Raw genomic sequence first — 26,805 nt, forward strand, 5'->3', positions numbered from 1 at the left:
GAAGGCCCTGGGCGCTGTATCGAGGGTAATCATGCGCAGGCCAGGCGAGGCGAAAACGGACAAGGAAGCGGAGTTTACTGGTTGTAAATGCGCATTCCGAGCCGTTTTCGATGCACCTGATGCAAGCAGGATGCATTTCTTACAGAGCCTAGCCGTCAAGCGGGGCATGCTTTATCATCCAGCATCTTTTTCAGACCATCGAGAGGCGTGCGGCCCCACACGCGGGCAGATGGCACGCAGGAAGCCCGGACTAATAAGATGGCATTGAAATCCCCCGCGTTTCGTAAAAAATTCCCGTTGCTGGTCACCGGCGGTCTGCTGGCATTGCAACCCCTGGCGACCTCCTATGTAGTCGCTGCCGAGCAGTTCGACTGCCAGGTTTCCGCTTCCGGCGGATGGGACTGCAAGCCCAAGACCAGCGCCACCCAGTTGCCGCCTCGCCCGATCCATGACGGTGCCGCGGTCAGCTCGGCCAATGCCACGCCGGAACAGTCCAGCGATGGCACGGCCGTCGAGGACCGTGGTCCGAAACCGGTCCTGGTCACCGAATCCAAGGGCCGCGGTCTGAAATCCCGCAGCGCCGACTACAGCCACCTGGACTGGGTGCCTCGCGAGAAGCTGACCCCGGCCCAGCTCGCCGAGACCGGCCCGTACTGCTCCGGCGCCTACATCGAGCCGGTGCGCCCGGGCATGAACGACACCACGCCGAAGGACGAGTCGCCGACCTTCCTCGGTGCCAAGGTGTCCCGCTACCAGCAGGAACAGCAGATCGCCACCCTCGCCGGTGACGTGGTCATGCGCCAAGGCAGCATGCAGGCCGAGGCCGATGAGGCCAACCTGTACCAGGCCGAGAACCGCGGTGAGCTGGTCGGCAACGTGAAGATCCGCGACAACGGCTCGCTGGTAGTCGGCGACCGCGCCGAGATCCAGCTGGACACCGGCGAAGCCCAGGTCGACAACGCCGAATACGTGATGCACAAGTCGCACATCCGCGGCAACGCGCTGTACGCCAAGCGTTCCGAGAACGCCATCATCCGCCTGAAGGATGGCACCTACACCACCTGTGAGCCGAACAGCAACGCCTGGCAGCTCAAGGGCAACAACATCACACTGAACCCGGCCACCGGTTTCGGTACCGCGACCAACGTCACCCTGCGGGTCAAGGATATTCCGGTGCTCTACACACCCTATATCTACTTCCCGATCGACGACCGTCGCCAGTCCGGCTTCCTGCCACCATCGTTCAGCACCAGCAGCGACACCGGCTTCATGCTGGTCACGCCGTACTACTTCAACCTTGCGCCGAACTACGACGCCACGCTCTATCCACGCTACATGGCCAAGCGTGGCCTGTTGATGGAGGGTGAGTTCCGTTACCTGACGCCGAGCAGCGAAGGGCAGTTCGGTGGTGCCTGGCTAAATGATCAGGATGATGACCGCAAGAAACAGACCGACTACAAAGACCAGCGCTGGATGGTCAACTGGCAGCACAAGGGCGGCCTTGATTCGCGCTTGATGACAGAAGTCGACTACACCGACATCAGTGATCCGTTCTACTTCCAGGATCTGGAAAGCGACCAGATTGGCGTAGAGAGTCGCGATGTGCTCAATCAGCGCGGCGCACTGACATACCGTGGTGATAGCTACACCGCAGGTTTGAATGTTCATGCCTACGAAATGGCGACTGTCTCGCAGATCACGCCTTATGACCGTCTGCCGCAGATCTACCTCAATGGCAAGCTACCGTATAACCCGGCAGGTTTCGACCTCAGCTACGAAACCGAAGCTGTACGGTTCGATCGTGACTTGAAAAACGATATTTTTACCGACAAAGACGGTAATCGCGATACAAGTGTCATCTCGGACTTGAACTCTCCTAGCAACCGTCTCGACTACAACGTTCAAGGTCTGGCCCGCGCCAATGGCACTCGATTGAGTGCAGCGCCAAAAGTAAGCCTGCCGATGATGGCCGACTATGGTTTCATTATTCCTTCGGTCAAGTACGCGTACAGCCATTACGAGCTGGATAATCTGGATCAACGCGGCAAGAGCACATTGCTTGCCGATGAAACATTCCGCAGTTCGCAGAACCGTGACATTCCGATTTTCAGCATCGACAGTGGCCTGTTTTTCGATCGCCAGACTCAATGGTTCGGCAAAAACTACAACCAGACTCTTGAACCGCGCCTCTACTATTTGTACGTGCCGTATAAAGATCAGACGGATATCCCGATCTTCGACACCAGCGAATCTCTCTTCAGCTTCTCCTCGCTGTTCCGCGACAACCGTTTCGCTGGCGGCGACCGCATTGGTGACGAGAACAAGCTGTCCCTCGGCGTGACCAACCGCTGGATCGAGGAAAACGGTTTCGAGCGCCAGCGCTTCAGCATCGGCCAGGCCGTGTATTTCAAGGACCGCAAGGTCCAGTTGCCGGGCATCGACTACCGTACCCGGAGCGACGCGCAATCCGATGTCTCGCCATACGCGCTGGAATACGAATACCGCTTCAACCGCGACTGGCGCTTCAATTCCGACTTCAACTGGGACCCGGACAGCCGCAGCACCCGCTCGGGCAGTGCGATGTTCCATTACCAACCGGAAGATAATGTAAACAAGGTGGTCAACCTTGGTTATCGCTATCGCAACGACACTATCTCGTACAACAGCACTACCGGCCGCTGGCAGGTAGGCGGCGGGGACTACGGCACACCGGGCGATCCGAACTACGTCAAGGACTACTACAAGATCCAGCAGCATGACTTCTCCGTCATGTGGCCGATCGTTCCACGGTGGACCGCGATCGCTCGCTGGCAGCACGACTACAACCGCAACCGTACCCTCGAAGCCTTCGGTGGTTTCGAGTACGACAACTGCTGCTGGAAACTGCGCCTGATCAACCGCTACTGGGTTGACTACGACGACTTTAGCCAGGCAACTCCGCAAAACGAAAAAGGCGACCACGGCGTCTTCCTGCAGATCGTGCTGAAAGGCCTCGGTGGCGTGGTGGGCAATAAGGTCGAGAGCTTCCTCGACACAGGCATTCAAGGTTACCGTACACGTGAAGACCAAGCTTATTGATTGTCTGCGCCCGCTGATGCTGGGCGCTCTGATGTTGAGCAGCACCGCCCATGCGGCGGTGCAGACCCTGGACAAGATCGTCGCCATCGTCGACAACGACGTGGTCATGCAAAGCCAGCTGGACCAGCGCGTCCACGAGGTGCAGCAGACCATCGCCAAGCGTGGCGGCGCCGTTCCGCCCGCCAGCGTGCTGGATCAGCAGGTATTGGAGCGCCTGATCGTCGAGAACCTGCAACTGCAGATCGGCGAGCGCTCCGGCATCCGCATCACCGACGAAGAACTGAACCAGGCCATCGGCACCATCGCCCAGCGCAACAACATGAGCCTGGAGCAGTTCCGCGCTGCCCTGGCCCATGATGGCCTGTCGTTCAACGACGCTCGCGAGCAGGTCCGTCGCGAGATGATCATCAGCCGCGTGCGCCAGCGTCGTGTTGCCGAGCGCATCCAGGTCTCCGAGCAGGAAGTGAAGAACTTCCTCGCCTCTGACCTGGGCAAGATGCAGCTGTCGGAAGAATACCGCCTCGCCAACATCCTGATTCCGACCCCGGAAAGCGCCAGCTCCACCGCTATCCAGGCGGCAGCCCGCCAGGCTGGCGAGATCTACCAGCAGCTCAAGCAAGGCGCCGATTTCGCCCAGCTGGCCATCGCCCGTTCCGCCAGCGAAACCGCGCTGGAAGGCGGCGAGATGGGCTGGCGCAAGGCAGCCCAGCTTCCACCTCCGTTCGATCGCATGCTCAGCACCATGGCCGTGGGCGACGTCACCGAGCCGGTTCGCACCCCGGGCGGTTTCATCATCCTCAAGCTGCAAGAGAAACGCGGTGGCCAGACCCAACTGCGTGACGAAGTGCATGTTCGCCATATCCTGATCAAGCCAAGCGAGATCCGCAGCGAAGCCGAGACCAAAATCCTCGCGCAGCGCCTGTACGACCGCATCCAGGCGGGCGAAGACTTCGCCGAACTGGCGAAAAGCTTCTCGGAAGACCCGGGTTCGGCACTCAACGGCGGCGACCTCAACTGGGTCGACCCGAACAACCTGGTTCCGGAGTTCCGCGAGGTCATGGCCAGCTCGCCGCAGGGCCAGGTGTCCAAGCCATTCCAGACCCAATACGGCTGGCACGTCCTGGAAGTCCTCGGCCGTCGCGCCACCGACAGCACCGCCCAGGCCCGCGAGCAACAGGCAATGACCGTACTGCGCAATCGCAAGTACGACGAAGAGCTGCAAAGCTGGCTGCGTCAGATCCGCGACGAAGCCTACGTTGAAATCAAGCTTCCTGGCGCCGAACAGGCAACCCAGTGAAACTGCAGCGCTTCGCCCTCACCCCCGGCGAACCCGCAGGCATAGGTCCCGACCTGTGCCTGCTGCTCGCCTCGCAAGCCCAGCCACATCCCCTGATCGCCATCACCAGCCGTGACCTGCTCGCCGAGCGGGCCACGCAACTGGGCGTGGCCGTCGACCTGCTGCCGGTCAGTCCCGATGCCTTCCCCGATGCGCCGGCCAAGGCCGGTAGCCTGTACGTCTGGGATACGCCGCTGGCCAGGCCGGCAGTGCCCGGCAAGCTGGACAAGGCCAATGCCGCCTTCGTCCTGGAAACCCTGACCCGCGCCGGTCAAGGCTGCCTGGACGGGCACTTCGCCGGCATGATCACCGCACCGGTGCACAAGGGCGTGATCAACGAGAGTGGAATCCCGTTTTCCGGGCATACCGAATTTCTCGCCGAACTGACCCATACCGCCCAGGTGGTGATGATGCTCGCCACCCGCGGTTTGCGCGTCGCCCTTGTCACCACCCACCTGCCCCTGCGCGACGTGGCCGACGCCATCACCGTCGAGCGCCTGGAACGGGTCACACGGATCCTGCATGCCGACCTGCAGCAGAAATTCGGTATCGCCCAGCCAAGGATCCTGGTCTGCGGCCTGAACCCGCACGCTGGCGAGGGTGGGCATCTGGGACGCGAGGAAATCGACATCATCGAGCCGACGCTGGAGCGCCTGCGCCTCGAAGGCATGGACCTGCGCGGTCCGCTGCCCGCCGACACACTGTTTACCCCCAAATATCTGGAGCACTGCGACGCAGTGCTGGCGATGTACCACGACCAGGGCCTGCCCGTGCTCAAGTTCAAGGGCTTTGGCGCGGCGCTCAATGTCACCCTCGGTTTGCCGATCATCCGCACTTCCGTGGATCACGGCACTGCCCTGGACCTGGCCGGCACCGGCAAGGTCGACACCGGCAGCCTTCAGGTCGCCCTGGAAACCGCCTACCAGATGGCCGAGACCCGACTATGACCGAGCAATACCAACACCGGGCGCGCAAGCGCTTCGGCCAGAATTTCCTGCACGACGCAGGCGTGATCGACCGCATCCTGCGCGCCATCAATGCCAAGGCCGGCGAGCACATCCTCGAGATCGGCCCGGGCCAGGGTGCCCTCACCGAAGGCGTACTGGGCAGCGGCGCGCAACTGGACGTGGTCGAGCTGGACAAGGACCTCGTCCCGATTCTCAACCAGCAGTTCGCCAGCCGCGACAACTTCCGCCTGCACCAGGGCGATGCGCTGAAGTTCGACTTCACCACCCTGGGCGCCGCGCCGCGTTCGCTGCGGGTAGTGGGCAACCTGCCCTACAACATCTCCACGCCGCTGATTTTCCACCTGCTGGACAACGCTGAGCTGATCCGCGACATGCACTTCATGCTGCAGAAGGAAGTGGTCGAGCGTCTGGCGGCGGGTCCTGGTGGCGGTGACTGGGGACGCCTGTCGATCATGGTGCAGTACCACTGCCGCGTGGAGCACCTGTTCAATGTCGGCCCCGGTGCCTTCAATCCGCCGCCGAAGGTGGATTCCGCGATCGTGCGCCTGGTCCCCCACGAGACCTTGCCGTTCCCGGCCAAGGACCATCGCCTGCTCGAGCGCATCGTCCGCGAAGCGTTCAACCAGCGTCGCAAGACCCTGCGCAACACCCTTAAGGCCCTGCTCGACAGCCAGGCCATCGAAGCCGCCGGCGTCGATGGCAGCCTGCGTCCCGAACAGCTCGACCTGGCTGCCTTCGTCCGCCTCGCGGACAAGCTGGCCGAACAGTCCGCCAACAGGTGATGCGAACCCCGGCCAGCCTGGCCACCAGGCTGGCCGGGGGCCCTGCCCATGGCCTAGACTGACCTTCCATGGCCGCATCCGTTCGTCTTGAAGGCTCTTCCGCATGTCCGATCCCCTGTACCAGGTCGACGTCAGCGTCGTCACCCGTTTCCTCCCCGAGCAGTCGCAACCGGAACAAGACCGTTATGCCTTTGCCTACACCATCACCGTAACCAACAACGGCAGCGTGGCCGCCAAGTTGATGTCCCGCCGCTGGCTGATCACCCACAGTGACGGCCAGGAAGAAGAGGTGCGCGGTGATGGTGTTGTCGGTGAACAACCGCTGATCGCCCCGGGTCAAAGCCATACCTATAGCAGCGGCACCGTCATTTCCGGCAAGGTCGGCTTCATGCAGGGCAGTTACCAGATGTTCGCGCGCGACGGCAAACGCTTCGAAGCCACCATTGCGCCGTTCCGTCTGGCCGTACCCGGAGCCCTGCACTGATGGCCACCTATGCCGTCGGTGACCTCCAGGGTTGCCTTGAACCGCTCAAGTGCCTGCTGGAACGGGTCAACTTCGATCCGGCCGTCGACCGCCTGTGGCTGGTGGGCGACCTGGTCAACCGTGGCCCGCAGTCCCTGGAAACCCTGCGCTTTCTTTACGCCATGCGCGACTCGCTGGTTTGCGTGCTGGGCAATCATGACCTGCACCTGCTCGCGGTCTGGCACAACATCGAACGTCTGAAGAAAAGCGACACGCTGCGCGAGATCATCGAGGCACCGGACGCGCCGCAACTGCTCGACTGGCTGCGCCGGCAGAAGCTGCTGCACTTCGACGAGCCGCGCGGCACAGTGCTGGTGCATGCTGGTATTCCGCCACAATGGACCCTGGGCAAGGCCCTGGGGCTGGCTGCGGAAGTCGAGGAAGTGTTGCGCGACGACCTGCGCATCAAGCAATACCTCGATGGCATGTACGGCAACGACCCGGCCAAGTGGAACAAGGACCTGACCGGCGTCACGCGCCTGCGGGTAATCACCAACTACTTCACGCGCATGCGCTTCTGCACCGCCGAGGGCAAGCTCGACCTCAAGGGCAAGGAAGGCGCCGACACCGCGCCGCCTGGCTACAAGCCATGGTTCGCGCACAAGGACCGGCGTTCGCGGCACGTGAAGATCATCTTCGGACACTGGGCCGCCCTCGAAGGACGCTGTGATGCTCCCGGCGTGTATGCCCTCGATACCGGATGCGTCTGGGGAGGAGCCATGACCCTGATGAACGTCGACAGCGGGGAAATGCACCGTTGCGAATGCGAGCAAAAGGAAAAGGTCCTTGCCACCCGCCCTTCCCCACCGCCGGCAAACAGCTAGAATGGCCCGTCATCGTTGAAGGAAACCGTGCAATGAGCGAATTCAAACGCATCCCTCCCGAACAGGCCCAGGCACTGCGCGAGCAAGGTGCGGTCGTGGTCGATATCCGCGACCCGCAAACCTATGCGAACGGCCACATTACCGGCTCCCGTCACCTGGACAACCACTCCGTGGCCGACTTCATCCGCGGCGCCGACCTCGACGCACCGACCGTGGTGGTCTGCTACCACGGCAACTCCAGCCAGAGCGCAGCGGCGTACCTGGCCAGCCAGGGCTTTTCCGATGTCTACAGCCTCGACGGCGGCTTTGAACTGTGGCGCGGCACCTTTCCGTCGGAAACCAGCCAGGGAAACCCGGAATAATTTTTTTCCGCCCCCGCAGCCCGCGTCCTGTGCGGGCTCGCGCCTGACCGGACGAACGGTCATGGCGAACTTATCCGCCATCCGCCCTTGACCTCCCCGAGAACCAACTATCCTTAAGCCCAGGCCATCCAAAAAAGGGGAGAGCCGGTACACCGGCGTGCGGGTCATCGGTAGCGATTTCAGGGTGTTCTGGGGGGTATACAGCAATCGTCCATCGCGATTGCATGCCAGCATCAGCTGACTGATCCGGCGTCGGCCTCACGTATCGAGCGAGGTGACGTCATGAGTATTTTTAGCCACTTCCAACAACGCTTCGAGTCCACCCGCCAGGAGGAGCTCTCGCTACAGGAGTACCTGGAGCTCTGCAAGACCGACCGCAGCGCCTACGCTTCCGCGGCCGAGCGCCTGCTCATGGCCATCGGCGAGCCGGAACTGGTCGACACCTCCAACAACTCCAGGCTGTCGCGAATCTTCTCCAACAAGGTGATTCGCCGGTATCCGGCCTTTGCCGACTTCCATGGCATGGAAGAGTGCATCGACCAGATCGTCTCGTACTTCCGCCATGCCGCCCAAGGCCTGGAAGAGAAGAAACAGATCCTCTATCTGCTCGGCCCGGTCGGCGGCGGTAAATCGTCCCTGGCGGAAAAACTGAAGCAACTGATGGAAAAGGTGCCCTTCTACGCCATCAAGGGCTCGCCGGTGTTCGAGTCGCCCCTGGGGCTGTTCAATGCCGCCGAGGACGGTGCCATTCTCGAGGAAGACTTCGGCATCCCGCGGCGCTATCTCAACACCATCATGTCCCCCTGGGCGACCAAGCGCCTGGCCGAATTCGGCGGTGATATCAGCCAGTTCAAGGTGGTCAAGCTCTACCCTTCGATCCTCAACCAGATCGCCGTGGCCAAGACCGAGCCGGGCGACGAGAACAACCAGGACATCTCGGCCCTGGTGGGCAAGGTGGATATCCGCAAGCTGGAGGAATTCCCACAGAACGACGCCGACGCCTACAGCTACTCGGGCGCACTGTGCCGGGCCAACCAGGGCCTGATGGAATTCGTCGAGATGTTCAAGGCCCCGATCAAGGTCCTGCACCCGTTGCTTACCGCCACCCAGGAAGGCAACTACAACAGTACCGAAGGCCTGGGCGCGATCCCCTACTCCGGTATCCTGCTGGCCCACTCCAACGAATCGGAGTGGCACAGCTTCCGCAACAACAAGAACAACGAGGCGTTCATCGACCGGATCTACATCGTCAAGGTGCCGTACTGCCTGCGGGTCAGCGACGAGATCAAGATCTACGACAAGCTCCTGTTCAACAGCTCCCTGGCCAAGGCCCATTGCGCACCCGACACCTTGAAGATGCTGGCCCAGTTCACCGTGCTCTCGCGCCTCAAGGAGCCGGAAAACTCCAACATCTACTCGAAGATGCGCGTGTATGACGGCGAGAACCTCAAGGACACCGATCCCAAGGCCAAGTCGATCCAGGAATACCGCGACGCCGCCGGTGTAGACGAGGGCATGAACGGCCTGTCGACCCGCTTCGCCTTCAAGATCCTGTCCAAGGTCTTCAACTTCGACCCGCATGAAGTGGCGGCCAACCCGGTCCACCTGCTCTATGTGCTGGAACAGCAGATCGAGCAGGAACAATTCCCGGCCGAGGTCCGCGAACGCTATCTGCGCTACCTCAAGGAATACCTGGCCCCGCGCTACATCGAGTTCATCGGCAAGGAAATCCAGACCGCCTACCTGGAGTCGTACAGCGAGTACGGTCAGAACATCTTCGACCGCTACGTGCTCTATGCAGACTTCTGGATCCAGGACCAGGAATACCGCGACCCGGAAACCGGCGAAATCCTCAACCGCATCGCCCTCAACGAAGAGCTGGAAAAGATCGAGAAGCCGGCCGGCATCAGCAATCCGAAGGATTTCCGCAACGAGATCGTCAACTTCGTCCTGCGTGCCCGTGCCAACAACAACGGCAAGAATCCGACCTGGCTGAGCTACGAAAAGCTGCGGGTGGTGATCGAGAAGAAAATGTTCTCCAACACCGAGGACCTGCTGCCGGTCATCAGCTTCAACGCCAAGGCGAGCAAGGAGGACCAGCAGAAACACAACGACTTCGTCACGCGCATGGTGGAACGCGGCTACACCGACAAACAGGTTCGCCTGCTGTCGGAATGGTACCTGCGGGTCAGAAAGTCCCAGTAAAAGCGACAAGCCATAAGCCACAAGCCCTGAGCCATTCGCGGTGTGCTCCTGCACACCGCACGGCGCGGGTCCGTGGCGGATGCTTTTACTTGCAGCTAGTAGCTTGAAGCTTGCAGCTGTACCCCAGCTACCGGAGGGCCTATGAGCTACGTCATCGACCGACGCCTGAATGGCAAGAACAAGAGCACGGTCAACCGCCAGCGCTTCCTGAGGCGTTACCGTGATCACATCAAGAAAGCCGTCGAGGAGGCTGTGAGCCGCCGCTCCATCACCGACATGGAGCATGGCGAGCAGATCAGCATCCCTGGCCGCGATATCGACGAACCGGTGCTGCACCATGGCCGTGGCGGCAAGCAGACTGTCGTCCACCCGGGCAACAAGGAGTTCACCGCAGGCGAACACATCCCCCGGCCGCAGGGCGGCGGAGGCGGCGGTGGTCGTGGCAAGGCGGGCAACTCCGGCGAAGGCATGGACGAGTTCGTCTTCCAGATCACCCAGGAGGAATTCCTCGAATTCATGTTCGAGGACCTGGAACTGCCCAACCTGGTCAAGCGCCACCTGACCGGTACCGACACCTTCAAGACCGTCCGTGCCGGCATCAGCAACGAGGGCAACCCGTCACGCATCAACATCATCCGCACTCTGCGCTCGGCTCATGCACGGCGCATCGCCCTGTCCGGCAGCAGTCGGGCCCGGCTGCGTGAAGCCCGGGAAGAGCTTGCGCGCCTGAAACGGGAAGAACCGGACAACTTCGGTGATATCCAGGAAATCGAAGCGGAGATCGAACGCCTCATCGCCCGGATCAACCGCATTCCGTTCCTCGATACCTTCGACTTGAAGTACAACCTGCTGGTCAAGCACCCCAACCCCAGTTCCAAGGCGGTGATGTTCTGCCTCATGGACGTCTCCGGCTCCATGACCCAGGCTACCAAGGACATCGCCAAGCGCTTCTTCATCCTTCTGTACCTGTTCCTGAAGCGCAACTACGACCGTATCGAAGTGGTCTTCATCCGCCACCACACCAGCGCCCGCGAAGTGGACGAAGAAGAATTCTTCTACTCCCGGGAAACCGGCGGCACCATCGTCTCCAGTGCCCTGAAGCTGATGCAGGAGATCATGGCCGAGCGCTATCCCGCCAACGAATGGAACATCTACGCCGCCCAGGCCTCAGACGGCGACAACTGGAACGACGACTCGCCGATCTGCCGGGAGATTCTCAGCAAGCAGATCATGCCGTTCGTCCAGTACTACACTTACGTCGAGATCACCCCCCGGGAACATCAGGCACTGTGGTTCGAATACGAACGCATCGGCGAAGCCTTCCCTGATACGTTCGCCCAGCAGCAGCTGGTGTCGGCCGGTGATATCTATCCGGTCTTCCGTGAACTCTTCCAGCGCAGGTTAGTGACATGACCGCCAGAGAGCAGAAACGCCAACCGCTTTCCACCGGGTCCGAGTGGACGTTCGAGCTCATCCAGGCCTATGACCGAGAGATCAGCCGCCTGGCCGAGCGCTACGCCCTGGATACCTACCCCAACCAGATCGAAGTGATCACTGCCGAGCAGATGATGGACGCCTATGCATCGGTAGGCATGCCGCTGGGCTACCACCACTGGTCCTACGGCAAGCACTTCCTCAGCACAGAAAAATCCTACAGCCGAGGCCAGATGGGCCTGGCCTACGAAATCGTGATCAATTCCGATCCGTGCATCGCCTACCTGATGGAGGAAAACACCATCTGCATGCAGGCGCTGGTGGTCGCCCATGCCTGCTACGGACACAACAGCTTCTTCAAGGGCAACTACCTGTTCCGTACCTGGACCGATGCCAGCTCGATCATCGATTACCTGGTGTTCGCCAAGCAGTACATCACCCAGTGCGAGGAGCGTCACGGCATCGATGCGGTCGAGGATCTGCTGGACTCCTGCCACGCCCTGATGAACTACGGCGTCGACCGTTACAAACGGCCCTACCCCATTTCCGCCGAAGAGGAGCGGCGGCGGCAGAAGGACCGTGAAGAGCACATGCAGAAACAGATCAACGACCTGTGGCGCACCATTCCGAAAAGCGCGGACAAGGTCAGCGAAAAGGACACCGCACGCTTCCCCGCCGAGCCGCAGGAGAACATCCTCTACTTCATCGAAAAGCACGCGCCGCTGCTGGAGCCGTGGCAACGCGAGATCGTGCGCATCGTGCGCAAGATCGCCCAGTACTTCTATCCACAGCGCCAGACCCAGGTCATGAACGAAGGCTGGGCCACCTTCTGGCATTACACCCTGATGAACGATCTGTACGACGAAGGCCTGGTCACCGACGGCTTCATGTTGGAATTCCTTCAGTCCCATACCAGCGTGGTGTTCCAGCCGGGCTTCGACAGTCCCTACTACAGCGGCATCAACCCCTATGCCCTAGGCTTCGCCATGTATACCGACATCCGCCGCATGTGCGAGAACCCCACCGAGGAAGACCGCCGCTGGTTCCCGGAGATCGCCGGAAGCGACTGGCTGTCGGCGATCAAGTTCGCCATGAGCAGCTTCAAGGATGAAAGCTTCATCCTGCAGTACCTCTCGCCCAAGGTGATTCGCGACCTCAAGCTGTTCAGCATCATGGACGACGATCAGCGCGACGACCTGCTGGTGCCGGCCATCCATGACGAAAGCGGCTACCGCGTCATTCGCGAAACCCTCGCCGCCCAGTACAACCTTGGCAACCGCGAGCCCAACGTGCAGATCTGGAGCATCGACCGCCGCGGCGACCGTTCCCTGACCCTTCGCCACCAGCAACATGACCGCAAGCCACTCGGCGACTCCACTGAGGAAGTGCTCAAGCACCTGCACCGCCTGTGGGGGTTCGATATCCACCTGGAAACCTTGCAGGGCGACCAGATCATGAAAACCCACCACGTCCCCCCAAAGGGTGAACACGGCGACGGCGACCACGGCCGCCTCGATCTCGCCGTGGTGCACCTGTAACGCCAAACGCCTCCGAGAGGCCACACGGGTTATCCTGTGGGGCATCTACGGAGGTTTTTCATGCAGATCTACAAAGTCGGCGGCGCCGTTCGCGATCGCCTGCTCGGCAGGCCGGTCACCGACCATGACTGGGTGGTGGTCGGTGCCACGGCCGAACAGATGCTGGAACAAGGGTTTCGTCCCGTGGGCTCGGATTTCCCGGTGTTCCTGCACCCGCAAAGTGGCGAGGAGTACGCCCTCGCCCGCACCGAACGTAAAAGCGGCGTGGGTTACGGCGGCTTCACGTTCCACGCCAGCCCCGAGGTCACCCTCGAACAGGACCTGATCCGCCGCGACCTGACCATCAATGCCATGGCCGAGGACGAGCACGGCAACCTGACCGATCCTTATAACGGCAAGAAAGACCTGGACAATCGGGTTTTACGCCATGTTTCCCCCGCATTCGCCGAAGATCCCTTGCGAGTCCTGCGGGTAGCGCGCTTTGCCGCACGCTTCGCCGGGCTGGGCTTCAGCGTCGCACCGGAAACCCTTGAACTGATGCGTCAGCTCAGCAATTCCGGCGAACTCCAGGCGCTGACGCCGGAGCGCAGCTGGAAGGAAATTTCCCGGGCATTGATGGAAGATCATCCCCAGGTATTCATCCAGGTCCTGCGCGATTGCGGCGCATTGCGCGAGCTGATGCCGGAAGTCGACAGCCTGTTCGGTGTCCCACAGCCAGCCGCCCATCATCCGGAAATCGATACCGGCGCCCATACCCTGGCCGTGCTGGAGCAAGCCGCCCGCCACGCTCAACCGCTCACCGTACGCTGGGCCTGCCTGCTGCACGACCTGGGCAAGGGCACTACACCGGAACACGAATGGCCGCGGCATATCGCTCATGAGCACCGCGGGCTGAAGCTGATCGACAAGATCAACCAACGCTTCAAGGTGCCACGGGACTGTCAGGAATTGGCGATGCTGGTGGGTGAGTACCATACCCACGGGCACCGGGCGCTGGAGCTGAAGCCCGCGACCCTGCTGGAACTGCTACAACGCTTCGATGTGTACAGACGCCCTCAGCGTTTCGAGGAATTCATCGTGGCGTGCGAGATGGATGCCCGGGGACGGCTGGGACTGGAAGATCGCCAGTATCCGCAGGCGGATTACCTGCGCGGCGCGGCCGAGGCGGCGAGGAAGGTCGCGGTGCAGCCGCTGGTCGAGCAGGGCTACACCGGACAGGCACTGGGCGAGGCGCTGAAAAAAGCTCGCCTGAATGCGTTGAAGGCCTACAAGGAGAGTGCTGCAGGCTGATCTGCTGTGGCTTTGAGGGCCTTATCGCTGGCAAGCCAGCTCCCACAGGATCGCAGGCGCCGCATACCCGGTATGGCTTGTCGGACCGCCGCACCGCAGCGATGAGGCCTCAGCTACCGGCAATTGTCAGCTGCCGCTCATGCCAGAGAAAAGGAACAGGTGCCAGCACCTGATCGATCCGTGCCTCGCTCCACAGTTGCGCCATGCTCTTGCCCGCCCCCGGATGCACCAATTGCGGAGCAATCAACGACAGCGGCCAGAGCACGAACGCATTCTTGAGGATTTCGGCGCGGGGCAGGATCAGGCCGTCGAAGTTGCCGTGCAGGTCGCCGTACATCAGTACGTCGATATCCAGCGGCAAGCCCTTGCGCTCCGGGGCATAGCGGCCATTGTCGGCCTCGATGAACTTGAGCCGGCGATCCAGCTCGATCAGCGGCAGGTCGGTCAGGCCGGTCACCACCAGGTTGAGGAAGGGACCGCTCTTGATCCCCACCGCCTGGCTCTCGAAGACCGGCGAGCACTCCATCTGCTGGAGGAAACCGGCCAGCGCATCGAGGCCGGCAGTCAGGTGCCGCTCGCGCTCGACATTGCTGCCGAGGCCCAGGTAGACCCGTGTCAGAGGCATCCGCGCTCGATCTCCACGCCAACACCACCGGTAGCCGCCGGCACGGCGCCGGGCTTGGTCAGCTTGAGGCTCAGCCAGGGAATGTTGAATTCATCCATCAGCACCTTGGCCAGGCGCTCGGCGAAGGTTTCCACCAATTCGAACTGCGCCTGCTCGGCAAATGCCTGGATGCGCGCGGACACACTGGCGTAGTCCAGTGCCAGGCTCAGATCGTCACCTGCCGCAGCCGGGCGATTGTCCCAGGCAAACCGCAGATCGAGACGCAGGCACTGGCGAATGCCACGCTCCCAGTCGTAGGCGCCGATCACGGTGTCGACTTCCAGCCCTTCGATGAACACTCTGTCCAAGCACTTCTCTCCACAGCACGACAAGGGCGCCTTGCGCCGTTAGAATCAGGGGCGTCCTTGCCCGGAATAGTTAGCATGTTTTGGTTACTGGCGATGTTCGCCTACCTGCTTGGCTCTCTGTCCTTCGCCATCGTCCTCAGCCGCCTGAACGGCAGTCCCGACCCGCGCATGAGCGGTTCCGGCAATGCCGGCGCTACCAATATGCTGCGCCTGGCGGGGCGGAAACTGGCGATCCTGACCCTGCTTGGCGACCTGTGCAAGGGCCTGGTGCCGGTCCTGCTGGCCCAACTGGCCGGCCTGGAGCAACAGCAACAAGCCTGGATCGGTCTTTGCGCGGTACTCGGCCACCTGTTCCCGCTCTACTTCCGCTTCCGCGGCGGCAAGGGCGTCGCCACCGCCGCCGGCATGCTGCTCGGCCTTTACCCGCCTGCCGCCCTGCTGGCCATTTGCAGTTGGCTGCTGACCTTCTACCTCACCCGCACCAGTTCGCTGGCGGCGTTGATCGCAACGCCCCTGACCCTGCCGCTGCTGGCCTGGCGCGAGCCGGAAGCACTCCTGCCAATGACCCTGCTGACGCTGCTGATCGTCTGGCGACATCGCGGCAACCTGCGTGACCTCTTCGCAGGCCGGGAGCGCCACTTCTAAATCGCTTGCAGCGTTTCCATCGGCCAGCGTGCCTGCACGCTGATGGCCAGGGTTTCCTGCTGCCCCGCAGCCAGACGCTGGCAACCGGCGTAGGCGATCATCGCACCGTTGTCGGTACAGAATTTCGGGCGGGCATAGAAGACATTACCCTTGAGCCCGGCAGTCATTTCCTCCAGCGACGCGCGCAGGGCCTTGTTGGCACTCACGCCACCGGCGATCACCAGGCGCTTCAGGCCTGTCTGCTTCAGGGCGCGGCGGCATTTGATGGTGAGAGTCTCCACCACTGCCTGCTGGAAGGCCAGCGAGATGTCGCAACGAGTCTGTTCGCCGTCGTCTCCAGCCTTCTGGCACTGCTGCCAGGTGTTCAGGGCGAAGGTTTTCAGGCCGCTGAAGCTGAAATCCAGTCCGGGGCGATCGGTCATCGGTCGCGGGAAGACGAAGCGCCCCGGCACACCCTGGGTAGCCAGGCGGGCGATTTCCGGACCACCGGGGTAATCCAGGCCGATCAGCTTGGCCGTCTTGTCGAAGGCTTCGCCAGCGGCATCATCCAGCGACTCGCCAAGCAGTTCGTAGCGGCCGATGCCATCGACGCGAACCAGTTGCGTATGGCCGCCGGACACCAGCAAGGCGACGAACGGAAACTCCGGTGGCTGCTCCTCGAGCATTGGCGCCAGCAGGTGACCTTCCATATGATGCACGCCAAGCGCCGGGATACCCCAGGCGAAGGCCAGCGCCTGGGCGCACGACGCACCGACCAGCAGTGCGCCGACCAGGCCGGGACCCGCGGTATAGGCAATGGCATCGATATCGCTGGCCGCGCAGCCAGCTTCGGTCAGGACCTGGCGGATCAGCGGCAGCATGCGCTTGACGTGATCACGGGAGGCGAGCTCCGGCACCACGCCACCATAGACGCGGTGCAGGTCGATCTGGCTGAACAGGGCATCGGCCAGCAGGCCGCGTTCGCTGTCGTAGAGGGCGACGCCGGTTTCATCGCAGGATGTTTCCAATCCCAGTACTAGCATGGGTCCTTGCCTTGTCGAGGCTGAATTCGAAGGCGCGCATGATAGTCCTCGCTCCCTGTGCCGACCAGCGGTTTTCGATCAGAGGCTTTGCATTCCTGCTGGCTAAGGGTTAACATCCGCAACCCTTAAAAACCGACGTTCTCCAGTGCACATTTCTGCCACGAGTTCGTTGACCCCGGTAATGAATGAAGGTAGCTCTGGATGCCAGCCGTCAAAGTTAAAGAGAACGAACCCTTCGACGTAGCTCTGCGTCGTTTCAAGCGCTCCTGCGAAAAAGCCGGTGTACTGGCTGAAGTTCGTAGCCGCGAATTTTACGAGAAGCCGACTTCCGAGCGTAAGCGCAAGGCAGCTGCTGCTGTCAAGCGTCACGCCAAGAAAGTTCAGCGCGAACAGCGCCGCGCCGTTCGTCTGTACTGATACAGACGTCTGTCGCAAGCTTCTGCCTCGCCCGGCCCAAAGCCGGGCTGCCGGCAGCGAGCAAAGCTGTTCACTCCAGCCACGACACCCGTCGTATCGCCGGAGACGTCCAGACTGGTTCCCAGCCCGGGCAGCCTGCCACAATCGTCAGAACTGGCTTATAGCCAGGCGTGCGCGTCACACTGACGGACCCTTACGGGTTACCGACGAGCACATCTTCTTTTCCGTTTTCTTGCGTCTGCCATTCGACCTGTTTCGAATGCACCGTCGTTCCCGCAGCATTAGCGATAGACTTCATTATCGCCTGATGACGAGAGAGCCATGGCCGGGCTGATTCCCCAGAGTTTCATTGACGACCTTCTCAACCGCACCGATATCGTCGATGTGGTGAGTTCGCGCGTGCAACTGAAAAAGGCCGGCAAGAACCTGACCGCCTGCTGTCCTTTCCACAAGGAAAAGACGCCATCCTTCAGCGTCAGCCCGGACAAGCAGTTCTACTACTGCTTCGGTTGTGGCGCCGGCGGCAACGCCCTCGGCTTCATCATGGACCACGACAACCTGGACTTCCCCCAGGCCGTCGAGGAACTGGCGAAAGCCGCCGGCATGGAAGTGCCGCGAGAAGAAAGCGGGCGCGGGCACAAGCCGCGACAGCCCACGGATTCACCGCTCTATCCGCTGCTGGCCGCGGCTGCCGAGTTCTATCGCCAGGCCCTGAAAAGCCATCCAACCCGCAAGGCTGCGGTGGAGTACCTCAAGGGCCGCGGCCTGTCCGGAGAAATCGCTCGCGATTTCGGCCTGGGCTTCGCCCCTCCAGGCTGGGACAACCTGTTCAAGCACCTGGGCAGCGATAGCCTGCAGCAGAAGGCCATGATCGACGCCGGGCTGCTGATCGAGAACGCCGAAAGCGGCAAACGCTACGACCGTTTCCGTGACCGGGTGATGTTCCCCATCCGCGACAGCCGTGGCCGGGTCATCGCCTTCGGCGGACGGGTGCTCGGCGACGACAAGCCCAAGTACCTCAACTCCCCGGAAACCCCGGTCTTCCACAAGGGCCAGGAGCTGTACGGGCTGTACGAGGCACGCAAGTTCAATCGCAACCTCGACGAAATCATCGTGGTCGAAGGCTACATGGATGTCATTGCCCTGGCCCAGCAAGGCCTGCGCAATGCGGTGGCGACCCTCGGCACCGCCACCAGCGAGGAACACCTCAAGCGCTTGTTCCGGGTGGTGCCGAGCGTGCTCTTCTGCTTCGACGGCGACCAGGCCGGCCGCAATGCCGCCTGGCGCGCACTGGAAGCCACCCTGTCAAGCCTGCAGGACGGACGCAAGGCGCGTTTCCTGTTCCTGCCCGAGGGTGAGGATCCGGACAGCCTGGTCCGCGCCGAGGGCACCGACGCCTTCCGCGCGCGGATCAACCAGCACGCCCAGCCGCTGGCCGACTACTTCTTCCAGCAACTGACCGAGGAAGCCGACCCGCGCTCGCTGGAGGGCAAGGCCCACATGGCCACCCTCGCCGCGCCGTTGATCGACAAGGTGCCGGGTGCGAACCTGCGTGCGCTGATGCGCAATCGCCTGAAGGAAATCACCGGCCTGGACAACCAGCAGGTCGAGCAACTGGCCCGGAACGCACCGCAGGAAACCGCACCGCCGGCCTACGACCCGGGCATCGACTACGATGCGATCCCGGACTACAGCCCGGACTACAGCGATTTCCATCACGCAGAACATTTCCAGCCACAGTCACAGCAGCAATGGACACCCAACCAGGGCGGCGGCCAGAAGAAGAAATGGGATGGCAAGCCATGGGACAAGAAGGGTGGCAAGGGCAAGCCGTGGGAGCGAAACGGCCAGCAGCAGAATCATCCGCCGCGCGTGCCGACCTCGGTAGAGCCGCCGACCCTCAGCGCCCTGCGTACCCTGCTGCACCACCCGGCGCTGGCACGCAAGGTCGAGGACGCCAGCCACTTTGCCGACGAAGAGCACGTCTACGCACAGTTGCTGGTGGCACTGCTGGAGGCGCTGCAAAAGAATCCTGAGCTACGCTCACTACAGCTGATCGCACGCTGGCACGGTACCGAACAGGGTCGCCTGCTGCGGGCGCTGGCGGAAAAGGAATGGCTGATCGATGCCGACAACCTTGAACAGCAGTTTTTCGACACTATAACTAGCTTGTCCGCTCGCCAACGCGAGCGCAGCCTGGAACATCTGCTCCGGAAAGCACGTCAAAGCGAACTGAGCGCAGAGGAAAAAAATCAGCTGCGCGACCTCCTGAGTCGCAATGTTCCCGCACAAACCCCGACCTCAACTGGCGCGTGAGGTCCATGCTCGGGTATAATCCCCGGCTTGTTTTTTGCCCGCCAAGACCTTCAGTGGATAGGGTGTTATGTCCGGAAAAGCGCAACAGCAGTCTCGCATCAAAGAGTTGATCACCCGCGGTCGTGAGCAGGGCTACCTGACTTACGCGGAGGTCAACGACCACCTGCCTGAGGATATTTCAGATCCGGAACAGGTGGAAGACATCATCCGCATGATCAACGACATGGGGATCAACGTATTCGAGAGTGCTCCGGATGCGGATGCCCTTTTGTTGGCCGAAGCCGACACCGACGAAGCCGCGGCCGAAGAAGCCGCTGCTGCGCTGGCGGCCGTGGAAACCGACATCGGTCGCACCACCGACCCGGTGCGCATGTACATGCGCGAAATGGGTACCGTCGAACTCCTGACCCGTGAAGGCGAAATCGAAATCGCCAAGCGGATCGAGGAAGGTATCCGTGAAGTGATGAGCGCCATCGCCCACTTCCCCGGCACCGTCGAATACATCCTCGGCGAATACGATCGCGTCACCGCCGAAGGCGGCCGCCTGTCGGACGTACTGAGCGGCTACATCGACCCTGACGACAGCATCGCTGCGCCATCCGAGATGCCGCCACCCGTCGACACCAAGGCGGCTCCGGCTGCCGACAGTGACGACGAAGACGAGGAAAAGGAAGAAAGCGGCGACGAAGAGGAAGAGACCGAGAGCGGTCCCGACCCGGAAGTCGCTCGCCAGCGTTTCGGTGCCGTCGCCGAACAACTGGAAGCGACCGCCAAGATCCTCAAGAAGCATGGTCGTGACAGCAAGCAGGGCGTCGCCGAGCTGCTGGCCCTGGCCGAGCTGTTCATGCCGATCAAGCTGGTGCCCAAGCAGTTCGAAGTGCTGGTCGAGCGCGTCCGCGGTGCCCTGGACCGCCTGCGTGCCCAGGAACGCGCCATCATGCAACTGTGCGTTCGTGACGCCCGCATGCCACGCGCCGACTTCCTGCGCCTGTTCCCAAGCAACGAGGTCGACCTGACCTGGAGCGGCGATCTCGCCAAGCGCAGCACCAAATGGGCCGAAGCCCTGGGCCGCCTGGACGCCGACATCGTGCGTTGCCAGCAGAAGCTGGTCGACCTGGAGGCCGAAACCGGCCTGACCATCGCCGAGATCAAGGACATCAACCGTCGCATGTCGATCGGTGAAGCCAAGGCTCGTCGTGCCAAGAAGGAAATGGTCGAGGCCAACCTGCGTCTGGTGATCTCGATCGCCAAGAAGTACACCAACCGCGGCCTGCAGTTCCTCGACCTGATCCAGGAAGGCAACATCGGCCTGATGAAGGCGGTGGACAAGTTCGAATACCGTCGCGGCTACAAGTTCTCGACCTACGCCACCTGGTGGATTCGCCAGGCGATCACCCGGTCGATCGCCGACCAGGCGCGCACCATCCGTATTCCGGTGCACATGATCGAGACGATCAACAAGCTCAACCGCATTTCCCGGCAGATGCTCCAGGAAATGGGTCGCGAACCGACGCCGGAAGAGCTGGGCGAGCGCATGGAAATGCCCGAGGACAAGATCCGCAAGGTATTGAAGATCGCCAAAGAGCCGATCTCCATGGAAACCCCGATCGGTGACGACGAAGATTCGCATCTGGGCGACTTCATCGAGGACTCGACCATGCAGTCGCCAATCGATGTGGCAACTGTCGAAAGCCTCAAGGAGGCCACCCGTGACGTGCTCTCGGGCCTGACCGCACGTGAAGCCAAGGTGCTGCGCATGCGTTTCGGTATCGACATGAACACCGATCACACGCTCGAAGAAGTCGGCAAGCAGTTCGACGTGACCCGCGAGCGGATCCGTCAGATCGAAGCCAAGGCGTTGCGCAAGCTGCGTCACCCGACGCGAAGCGAGCATCTGCGCTCCTTCCTCGACGAGTAACAAGACGAACCCCGGCCACCGCCGGGGTTTTTCTTTTTGGGCGAACAACGGCCTGTCGCCCAGACCCTGAAGGCAAAATGCCCGTCTACACTCGAATCTATCCATTCGTAGACGAGGCCGCTATGCCGAGATTGCCGGCCCTTCTGCTGTCGCTCTTGTTCACCTGGAGCGCAGCGGCCGGCGCCTTGACCCTGACCGATGAAGAGCAGGCCTGGCTGGACGCCCACCCCAGCCTGCGCCTCGGCGTCGATGCTTCGTGGCTACCCTTCGAATACCGGGACCAGGAAGGCCGCTACCAGGGACTGGCCGCCGACTACATCGCCGCGATTCGTGAGCGCCTGGGCGTCAACTTCACGCTCGGCGCCCCTTCGAGTTGGACACAGGTCCTCGAGCAGGCGCGCAACGGGCAGATCGACCTGATGCCCGGGATCATGTCCACGCCCGAGCGCCAGGAGTACCTGTCGTTCACCCGGCCCTACCTGGATTTCCCCATCGTGATCCTCGCCCATGAAGGCGGCCCGCATCCCGCCGCCATCAAGGACCTGTACGGCCTGAAGATTGCCGTGGTGGAAAACTATGCGCCCCATGAATTGCTGCGCTCCCATTACCCGGACCTTAACCTGGTGGCCATGCCCAATGTCAGCTCGGCGCTGCAAGCGCTGGCTACCGATGAGGTAGACGCGGTGGTCGGCGATCTGGCGTCGAGCGTCTGGGCCCTGCGCGAACTCAAGCTGGAAGGCCTCTTTGTCAGCGGCGAAACGCCCTACCGCTACCAACTGGCCATGGGTACGCCCCGGGGCAACAAGACCCTGATCGGCATCCTCGATAAAGTGCTCGCCGACATGTCTGCGCAGGAGGTTGCCGACATCCAGGCACGCTGGGTCGGCAAGGTGCTGGAGCAACGGCCACTGTGGCGCGACCTGTTGCTCTACGGCCTGCCAGCCGTGTTGTTGCTGGTGGCGATCCTGGCAGCGGTGATCCGGGTCAACCGCCGGCTCAGCTCAGAGATTTCCCGGCGCATCGCCCTTGAACAGGAACTGCGCAGCAGCGAATACCACTACCGCGGCCTGGTCGAGAGTCTCTCGGCCATTGCCTGGGAAGCCGACGCCAACGATTTCACCTACAACTATGTCTCGCCCCATGCCGAAAACCTGCTCGGCTACCCCTTGAGCGCATGGCTCACACCAGGATTCTGGCGCTCCATCCTGCACCCGGACGACGCCCTCTGGGCCCAGGCCTACTGCGACGCGGAAACCGCCGCCGGGCGCGATCACAGCCTGGACTACCGGGTGATCCGCGCCGATGGCCGGACCCTGTGGATCCGCGACATCGTCAGCCTCATCGAGCACGGCCACCGGCCGGTGATGCGCGGCTTGATGATCGACATCAGCGAAGCCAAGCACACCGAACAGGCCTTGCGCCTGTCGGAGCAGAAATTCGCTTCGGTGTTCCACCAATGCCCGGATATCCTGGTGATCGTCCGTCTCAGCGACGGTTGCCTGCTGGAAATCAACGAAACCTTCGAAGAGCAGATCGGCCTCACCCCTTCGCAGGTGGTCGGCCGCACCGCCACCGAACTGAATATCTGGGGCGTCGAAGGCATCGGCCCGAGCCTGCTGCAGCGTCTGCAGCGCGGCAGCGTGCGCAATCTGGAAATGACCTTCCGTCGCAGCAATGGCCAGTTGTTCACCGGACTGATTTCAGCGGAATCCTTCGACCTGGAAAGCACCCCGGCGCTGGTAGTGGCGGTACGCGATATCAGCCAGCTCAAGGAAACCCAGGAGCAACTGCAGATTTCCGAAGAGAAATTCGCCAAGGCCTTCCATGCCTCGCCAGACGGCATGCTGCTGTCGCGGCAAAGCGACGGGCTGTTGCTTGAGGTCAACGAAGGTTTCTGCCGCCTGACCGGCTTCGATATGCAGACCTCGCTGGACCGCACGGCGATCGACCTGGGTATCTGGGTCGATCTCAACGAACGCAGGGAGATGCTCGAACACCTGAAAAAAGACGGCTTCGTGCGAGACTTCCTATGCAATCTGCGCCGTGCCGATGGCCAGGTTCGCCTTTGCGAACTGTCCGCCAGGCCGCTGCCCATCGGCGGCATCGACTGCATGCTGACCATCGCCCGCGACATCACCGATCGCCACCAGATGCAGGAAAAACTGCAACTGGCCGCTACTGTCTTCGAAAACACTGCCGAGGGCGTGCTGATTACCGATACCGACCAGCGCATCAGCGCGGTCAACCGGGCCTTCAGCGAGATCACCGGGTACAGCGAAGACGAAACCCTCGGCCACACGCCCCGCCTGCTCGCCTCCGGCCAGCACGACAGCGCCTTCTACGCGGCCATGTGGCATCAGCTCGGTGCCGACGGGCACTGGCAGGGAGAGATTCTCAACCGGCGCAAGAACGGCGAACTGTATCCCGCCTGGCTGACCATCAGTGCAGTGCGCAACCCGGAATTTGGCACCACCCACTTCGTGGCCGTGTTCGCCGACATTTCCAGCCTCAAGCACGCCCAGGCCAAGCTCGACTACCAGGCCCACCATGATCCGCTCACCGGCCTGCCCAATCGCACATTGTTCGAAAACCGCCTGCAGGCCGCACTGAGTTGTCCACAGGCATCGAGCCGCCAGGGCGCGGTGCTGTTCCTCGACCTGGACCGTTTCAAGCACATCAACGACAGTCTCGGCCACCCGGTCGGCGACCTGCTGCTCAAGGCCATCGCCCATCGCCTGAAGGAACAGGTACGCGATATCGACACCGTCGCCCGCCTCGGCGGCGACGAATTCATCATCCTGCTGCCCGGCCTGCATCAAGCCAGTGATGCCGAGCATATCGCGCAGAAGGTCCTGGCCTGTTTCAATGCGCCATTCCAGGCCGGCGAACACGAGTTCTTCTCCAGCGCCAGCATCGGCATCAGCCTGTACCCGCAGGACGGTATCGATGTCGCCTCGCTGATCCGCAACGCCGATGCCGCCATGTACCGCTCCAAGGCCAAGGGCCGCAACCGCGTCGAGGCCTATACCCGCGACCTCACTGCACAGGCCAGCGAGCGTATCGCGCTCGAGCACGAACTGCGCCGGGCGATCGAACGTAACGAACTGAGCCTGTATTTCCAGCCCAAGCTAAGCCTCAAGACCCAACGCCTGGTCGGTGCCGAAGCGCTGATTCGCTGGGCCAATCCGAACTTCGGCGATGTGCCGCCCGAGCGCTTCATCCCGCTGGCGGAAGAGAACGGCATGATCCTGCAACTCGGCGACTGGGTACTGGAGCATGCCTGTCGGCAAATGCAGGCCTGGAAACGCCAGTACCAGGCGTTCGGCCCGCTCTCGGTCAACCTCGCCGGCGCCCAGTTGCGCCAGCCGGGGCTGGTGCGACGCATCGAGCAACTGCTCAGGACCCACCAGCTCAAGGCCGGCGATCTGCAACTGGAAATTACCGAGAACTTCATCATGAGCCAGGCCGAGGAAGGCCTGGCCATACTTCACCAGCTCAAGCGCCTCGGCGTGCAACTGGCGATCGACGACTTCGGTACCGGCTATTCGTCCCTCAGTTACCTCAAGCGCCTGCCGCTGGACATCCTGAAGATCGACCAATCCTTCATCCGCGGCCTCCCCGACGACCCCAACGACGCCGCCATCGCCCGGGCCATCATCGCCCTGGGTCGCAGCCTGCAACTGACGGTGATTGCCGAAGGCGTGGAAACCCCCGCCCAGCAGCAATTCCTCGCCCGGGAAGGCTGCGAACAGATCCAGGGCTACATCGTTAGCCTGCCACTGCCGGCAAACGCCTTCGCCGAGTCGTTTTTACGCATAGTACTTTCCGATCTTTCGGATGGCACTGCCTGGAATCCCTCGATATAATCCGCGACCACTGGGGCCTATAGCTCAGTCGGTTAGAGCAGAGGACTCATAATCCTTTGGTCCACGGTTCGAGTCCGTGTGGGCCCACCAGGTACGACAAAGCCGCGCAAATGCGCGGCTTTTGTGTTTCTGGGATTCGCCTCAAATTGAGCCAACAACGGCCTGTCATTTCCAGAAAAGTGGTGGGCTACATGATCAAGGATGGAATGACCGCGATCGCGGCATGGCGCAGGCATCTGGACCTGACACAAGCGGAGGTCGCCCAACGCCTGGGCATTTCCCAGTCGGCCTATGCCCAGCAGGAATCTGCCGAACGCCCACGCAAGGGAACCCGTGAGAAAATCGCGGCCGCTCTCGGCATTCCGGTGCACTGCCTCGACCTGTAGCCCGGTCCCAGAACGGGACTGAAAAGTCCCAGACAGGGACCGACAGCGTCCCATCTCGAGTCACGCTATTTCTTTCCCCTTTTCCCCACTCCGCCCATGTGATCGTACAACTCCATCAGCTATGATGACGGTTATTTTTCTACGTGAATGACAAGGCATGACAGAGCAGCAGGTACAGGTGCGAGGCCGGCGCAAGCCGCGTAGCCTGGCCCAGGAACTGGTCGCGGTGCTGACCGAGCGGATTCGCAGCGGGCAATTGAAGCGCGGCGACAAGCTTCCCACCGAGTCGCAGATCATGGCCGAGGAAGGCGTGAGCCGGACGGTGGTGCGTGAAGCCATCTCCCGTTTGCAGGCCTCCGGCCAGGTGGAAACCCGCCATGGTATCGGCACCTTCGTGCTCGACCAGCCCGTCGGCGGCAGTTTCCGCATCGATCCGGCCACCATCGTGACGCTGCGCGAGGTTCTTTCGGTGCTGGAGCTGCGCATCGCCCTGGAGGTCGAGTCGGCCGGCCTGGCCGCGCAACGCCGGAGCGATGAGGCCCTGGCCGGAATGCGCGCGGCACTGGACGAACTGAACGAGGGGGCTTCCCATGCCTCCGATGCGGTATCGGCAGACTTCCAGTTCCACCTGCAGATCGCCCAGGCCAGCGGCAACCATTACTTTGCCGACATCATCAATCACCTGGGCACCAGCATCATTCCGCGCACGCGGCTGAACTCCGCACGCCTGGCCCATGATGACCAACCCCACTACATGAGCCGCCTGAGCCACGAGCACGAGGCGATCTACGAGGCCATTGCCCGCCGCGACAGCGAAGGCGCGAAAATGGCCATGCGCATGCACCTGAGCAATAGCCGCGAGCGCTTGCGCCAGGCCCATGAAGACGCCGAGCAGCAGCAAAGCCAGAGCGCCTGAAACGAAC

Annotated in this window: 21 protein-coding genes and 1 tRNA gene; 19 read left to right on the forward strand and 3 right to left on the reverse strand. The window is 62.0% G+C overall.

Annotation, left to right across the window (positions count from 1 at the left end; all coding sequences use genetic code 11):
- Positions 1-258: 258 nt before the first annotated feature.
- The 11 genes from ACKLLE_RS17335 (at position 259) to ACKLLE_RS17385 (ending at position 14,340) form a co-directional block, all read left to right on the forward strand.
- On the forward strand, positions 259-3,078 hold the full coding sequence (locus ACKLLE_RS17335) for an LPS-assembly protein LptD (RefSeq protein ID WP_420058620.1): 2,820 nt from the start codon (positions 259-261) through the stop codon (positions 3,076-3,078).
- Positions 3,059-4,375, forward strand: coding sequence for a peptidylprolyl isomerase SurA (gene surA, locus ACKLLE_RS17340; protein ID WP_420058621.1), 1,317 nt, complete (start codon positions 3,059-3,061; stop codon positions 4,373-4,375). Before ACKLLE_RS17335 ends, surA begins: the two co-directional genes overlap by 20 nt.
- Positions 4,372-5,361 (forward strand): 4-hydroxythreonine-4-phosphate dehydrogenase PdxA, encoded by a 990-nt coding sequence (pdxA, locus tag ACKLLE_RS17345; protein WP_420058622.1) that lies wholly within the window; start codon positions 4,372-4,374, stop codon positions 5,359-5,361. The genes surA and pdxA overlap by 4 nt, the downstream gene beginning before the upstream one ends.
- The gene (rsmA, locus tag ACKLLE_RS17350; RefSeq protein ID WP_009404254.1) at positions 5,358-6,164 is read left to right on the forward strand and encodes a 16S rRNA (adenine(1518)-N(6)/adenine(1519)-N(6))-dimethyltransferase RsmA; all 807 of its coding nucleotides are present in this window, start codon (positions 5,358-5,360) and stop codon (positions 6,162-6,164) included. Before pdxA ends, rsmA begins: the two co-directional genes overlap by 4 nt.
- Positions 6,165-6,267: 103 nt before the next feature.
- Positions 6,268-6,648: a Co2+/Mg2+ efflux protein ApaG gene (apaG, locus tag ACKLLE_RS17355; RefSeq protein ID WP_009404253.1), complete on the forward strand. Its 381-nt coding sequence runs from the start codon at positions 6,268-6,270 to the stop codon at positions 6,646-6,648.
- Positions 6,648-7,511 carry a symmetrical bis(5'-nucleosyl)-tetraphosphatase gene (locus ACKLLE_RS17360; protein ID WP_064302982.1) on the forward strand — a complete coding sequence of 288 codons (864 nt, stop codon included), beginning with the start codon at positions 6,648-6,650 and terminating at the stop codon, positions 7,509-7,511. Before apaG ends, ACKLLE_RS17360 begins: the two co-directional genes overlap by 1 nt.
- Before the next feature lie 32 nt (positions 7,512-7,543).
- A complete protein-coding gene (gene glpE, locus ACKLLE_RS17365) occupies positions 7,544-7,873 on the forward strand; it encodes a thiosulfate sulfurtransferase GlpE (protein ID WP_009404251.1) in 330 nt (109 codons plus the stop codon).
- Between the two features lie 282 nt (positions 7,874-8,155).
- Positions 8,156-10,078: a PrkA family serine protein kinase gene (locus tag ACKLLE_RS17370; protein WP_009404250.1), complete on the forward strand. Its 1,923-nt coding sequence runs from the start codon at positions 8,156-8,158 to the stop codon at positions 10,076-10,078.
- A 141-nt stretch (positions 10,079-10,219) separates the two neighbouring features.
- Positions 10,220-11,491: a YeaH/YhbH family protein gene (locus ACKLLE_RS17375; protein WP_009404249.1), complete on the forward strand. Its 1,272-nt coding sequence runs from the start codon at positions 10,220-10,222 to the stop codon at positions 11,489-11,491.
- Positions 11,488-13,050, forward strand: a complete 1,563-nt coding sequence (locus ACKLLE_RS17380) for a SpoVR family protein (RefSeq protein WP_009404248.1) — start codon at positions 11,488-11,490, stop codon at positions 13,048-13,050. Before ACKLLE_RS17375 ends, ACKLLE_RS17380 begins: the two co-directional genes overlap by 4 nt.
- A gap of 60 nt (positions 13,051-13,110) precedes the next feature.
- Positions 13,111-14,340, forward strand: a complete 1,230-nt coding sequence (locus tag ACKLLE_RS17385) for a multifunctional CCA addition/repair protein (protein WP_420058623.1) — start codon at positions 13,111-13,113, stop codon at positions 14,338-14,340.
- Between the two features lie 109 nt (positions 14,341-14,449).
- Here the strand turns inward: ACKLLE_RS17385 and folK are convergent, their stop codons facing one another.
- Together folK and folB are read right to left on the reverse strand one after the other, a co-directional pair.
- The gene (folK, locus tag ACKLLE_RS17390) at positions 14,450-14,965 is read right to left on the reverse strand and encodes a 2-amino-4-hydroxy-6-hydroxymethyldihydropteridine diphosphokinase (protein ID WP_064302985.1); all 516 of its coding nucleotides are present in this window, start codon (positions 14,963-14,965) and stop codon (positions 14,450-14,452) included.
- Positions 14,956-15,312, reverse strand: a complete 357-nt coding sequence (folB, locus tag ACKLLE_RS17395) for a dihydroneopterin aldolase (RefSeq protein WP_009404245.1) — start codon at positions 15,310-15,312, stop codon at positions 14,956-14,958. The genes folK and folB overlap by 10 nt, the downstream gene beginning before the upstream one ends.
- A 75-nt stretch (positions 15,313-15,387) precedes the next feature.
- On the opposite strand from folB, the gene plsY reads away from it, so the two are divergent.
- A complete protein-coding gene (gene plsY, locus ACKLLE_RS17400) occupies positions 15,388-15,957 on the forward strand; it encodes a glycerol-3-phosphate 1-O-acyltransferase PlsY (protein WP_064302986.1) in 570 nt (189 codons plus the stop codon).
- On the opposite strand, the gene tsaD is transcribed toward plsY, so the two are convergent.
- Positions 15,954-16,979, reverse strand: coding sequence for a tRNA (adenosine(37)-N6)-threonylcarbamoyltransferase complex transferase subunit TsaD (gene tsaD / locus ACKLLE_RS17405; RefSeq protein ID WP_064302987.1), 1,026 nt, complete (start codon positions 16,977-16,979; stop codon positions 15,954-15,956). The genes plsY and tsaD overlap by 4 nt on opposite strands.
- 201 nt (positions 16,980-17,180) lie before the next feature.
- Between tsaD and rpsU the strand changes: the two genes are divergently transcribed.
- From rpsU to ACKLLE_RS17440, 7 genes are all read left to right on the forward strand, one after another.
- Positions 17,181-17,396, forward strand: coding sequence for a 30S ribosomal protein S21 (gene rpsU / locus ACKLLE_RS17410; RefSeq protein ID WP_002551877.1), 216 nt, complete (start codon positions 17,181-17,183; stop codon positions 17,394-17,396).
- A 321-nt stretch (positions 17,397-17,717) separates the two neighbouring features.
- Entirely contained in the window at positions 17,718-19,712 is a 1,995-nt protein-coding gene (gene dnaG / locus ACKLLE_RS17415) for a DNA primase (protein WP_064302988.1), read from the forward strand.
- A gap of 67 nt (positions 19,713-19,779) precedes the next feature.
- The gene (rpoD, locus tag ACKLLE_RS17420; RefSeq protein WP_420058624.1) at positions 19,780-21,630 is read left to right on the forward strand and encodes an RNA polymerase sigma factor RpoD; all 1,851 of its coding nucleotides are present in this window, start codon (positions 19,780-19,782) and stop codon (positions 21,628-21,630) included.
- A 122-nt stretch (positions 21,631-21,752) separates the two neighbouring features.
- A complete protein-coding gene (locus tag ACKLLE_RS17425) occupies positions 21,753-25,496 on the forward strand; it encodes a bifunctional diguanylate cyclase/phosphodiesterase (protein ID WP_420058625.1) in 3,744 nt (1,247 codons plus the stop codon).
- A 13-nt stretch (positions 25,497-25,509) separates the two neighbouring features.
- Positions 25,510-25,586 (forward strand) — tRNA-Ile (locus ACKLLE_RS17430).
- A 101-nt stretch (positions 25,587-25,687) separates the two neighbouring features.
- A complete protein-coding gene (locus ACKLLE_RS17435; protein ID WP_420058626.1) occupies positions 25,688-25,882 on the forward strand; it encodes a helix-turn-helix domain-containing protein in 195 nt (64 codons plus the stop codon).
- 157 nt (positions 25,883-26,039) lie between these two features.
- Positions 26,040-26,798, forward strand: coding sequence for a FadR/GntR family transcriptional regulator (locus tag ACKLLE_RS17440; protein WP_009404229.1), 759 nt, complete (start codon positions 26,040-26,042; stop codon positions 26,796-26,798).
- Positions 26,799-26,805 lie beyond the last annotated feature (7 nt).

Origin of the sequence: Pseudomonas bharatica, from assembly GCF_048586865.1 — a bacterium.
GTDB lineage: Bacteria > Pseudomonadota > Gammaproteobacteria > Pseudomonadales > Pseudomonadaceae > Aquipseudomonas > Aquipseudomonas bharatica.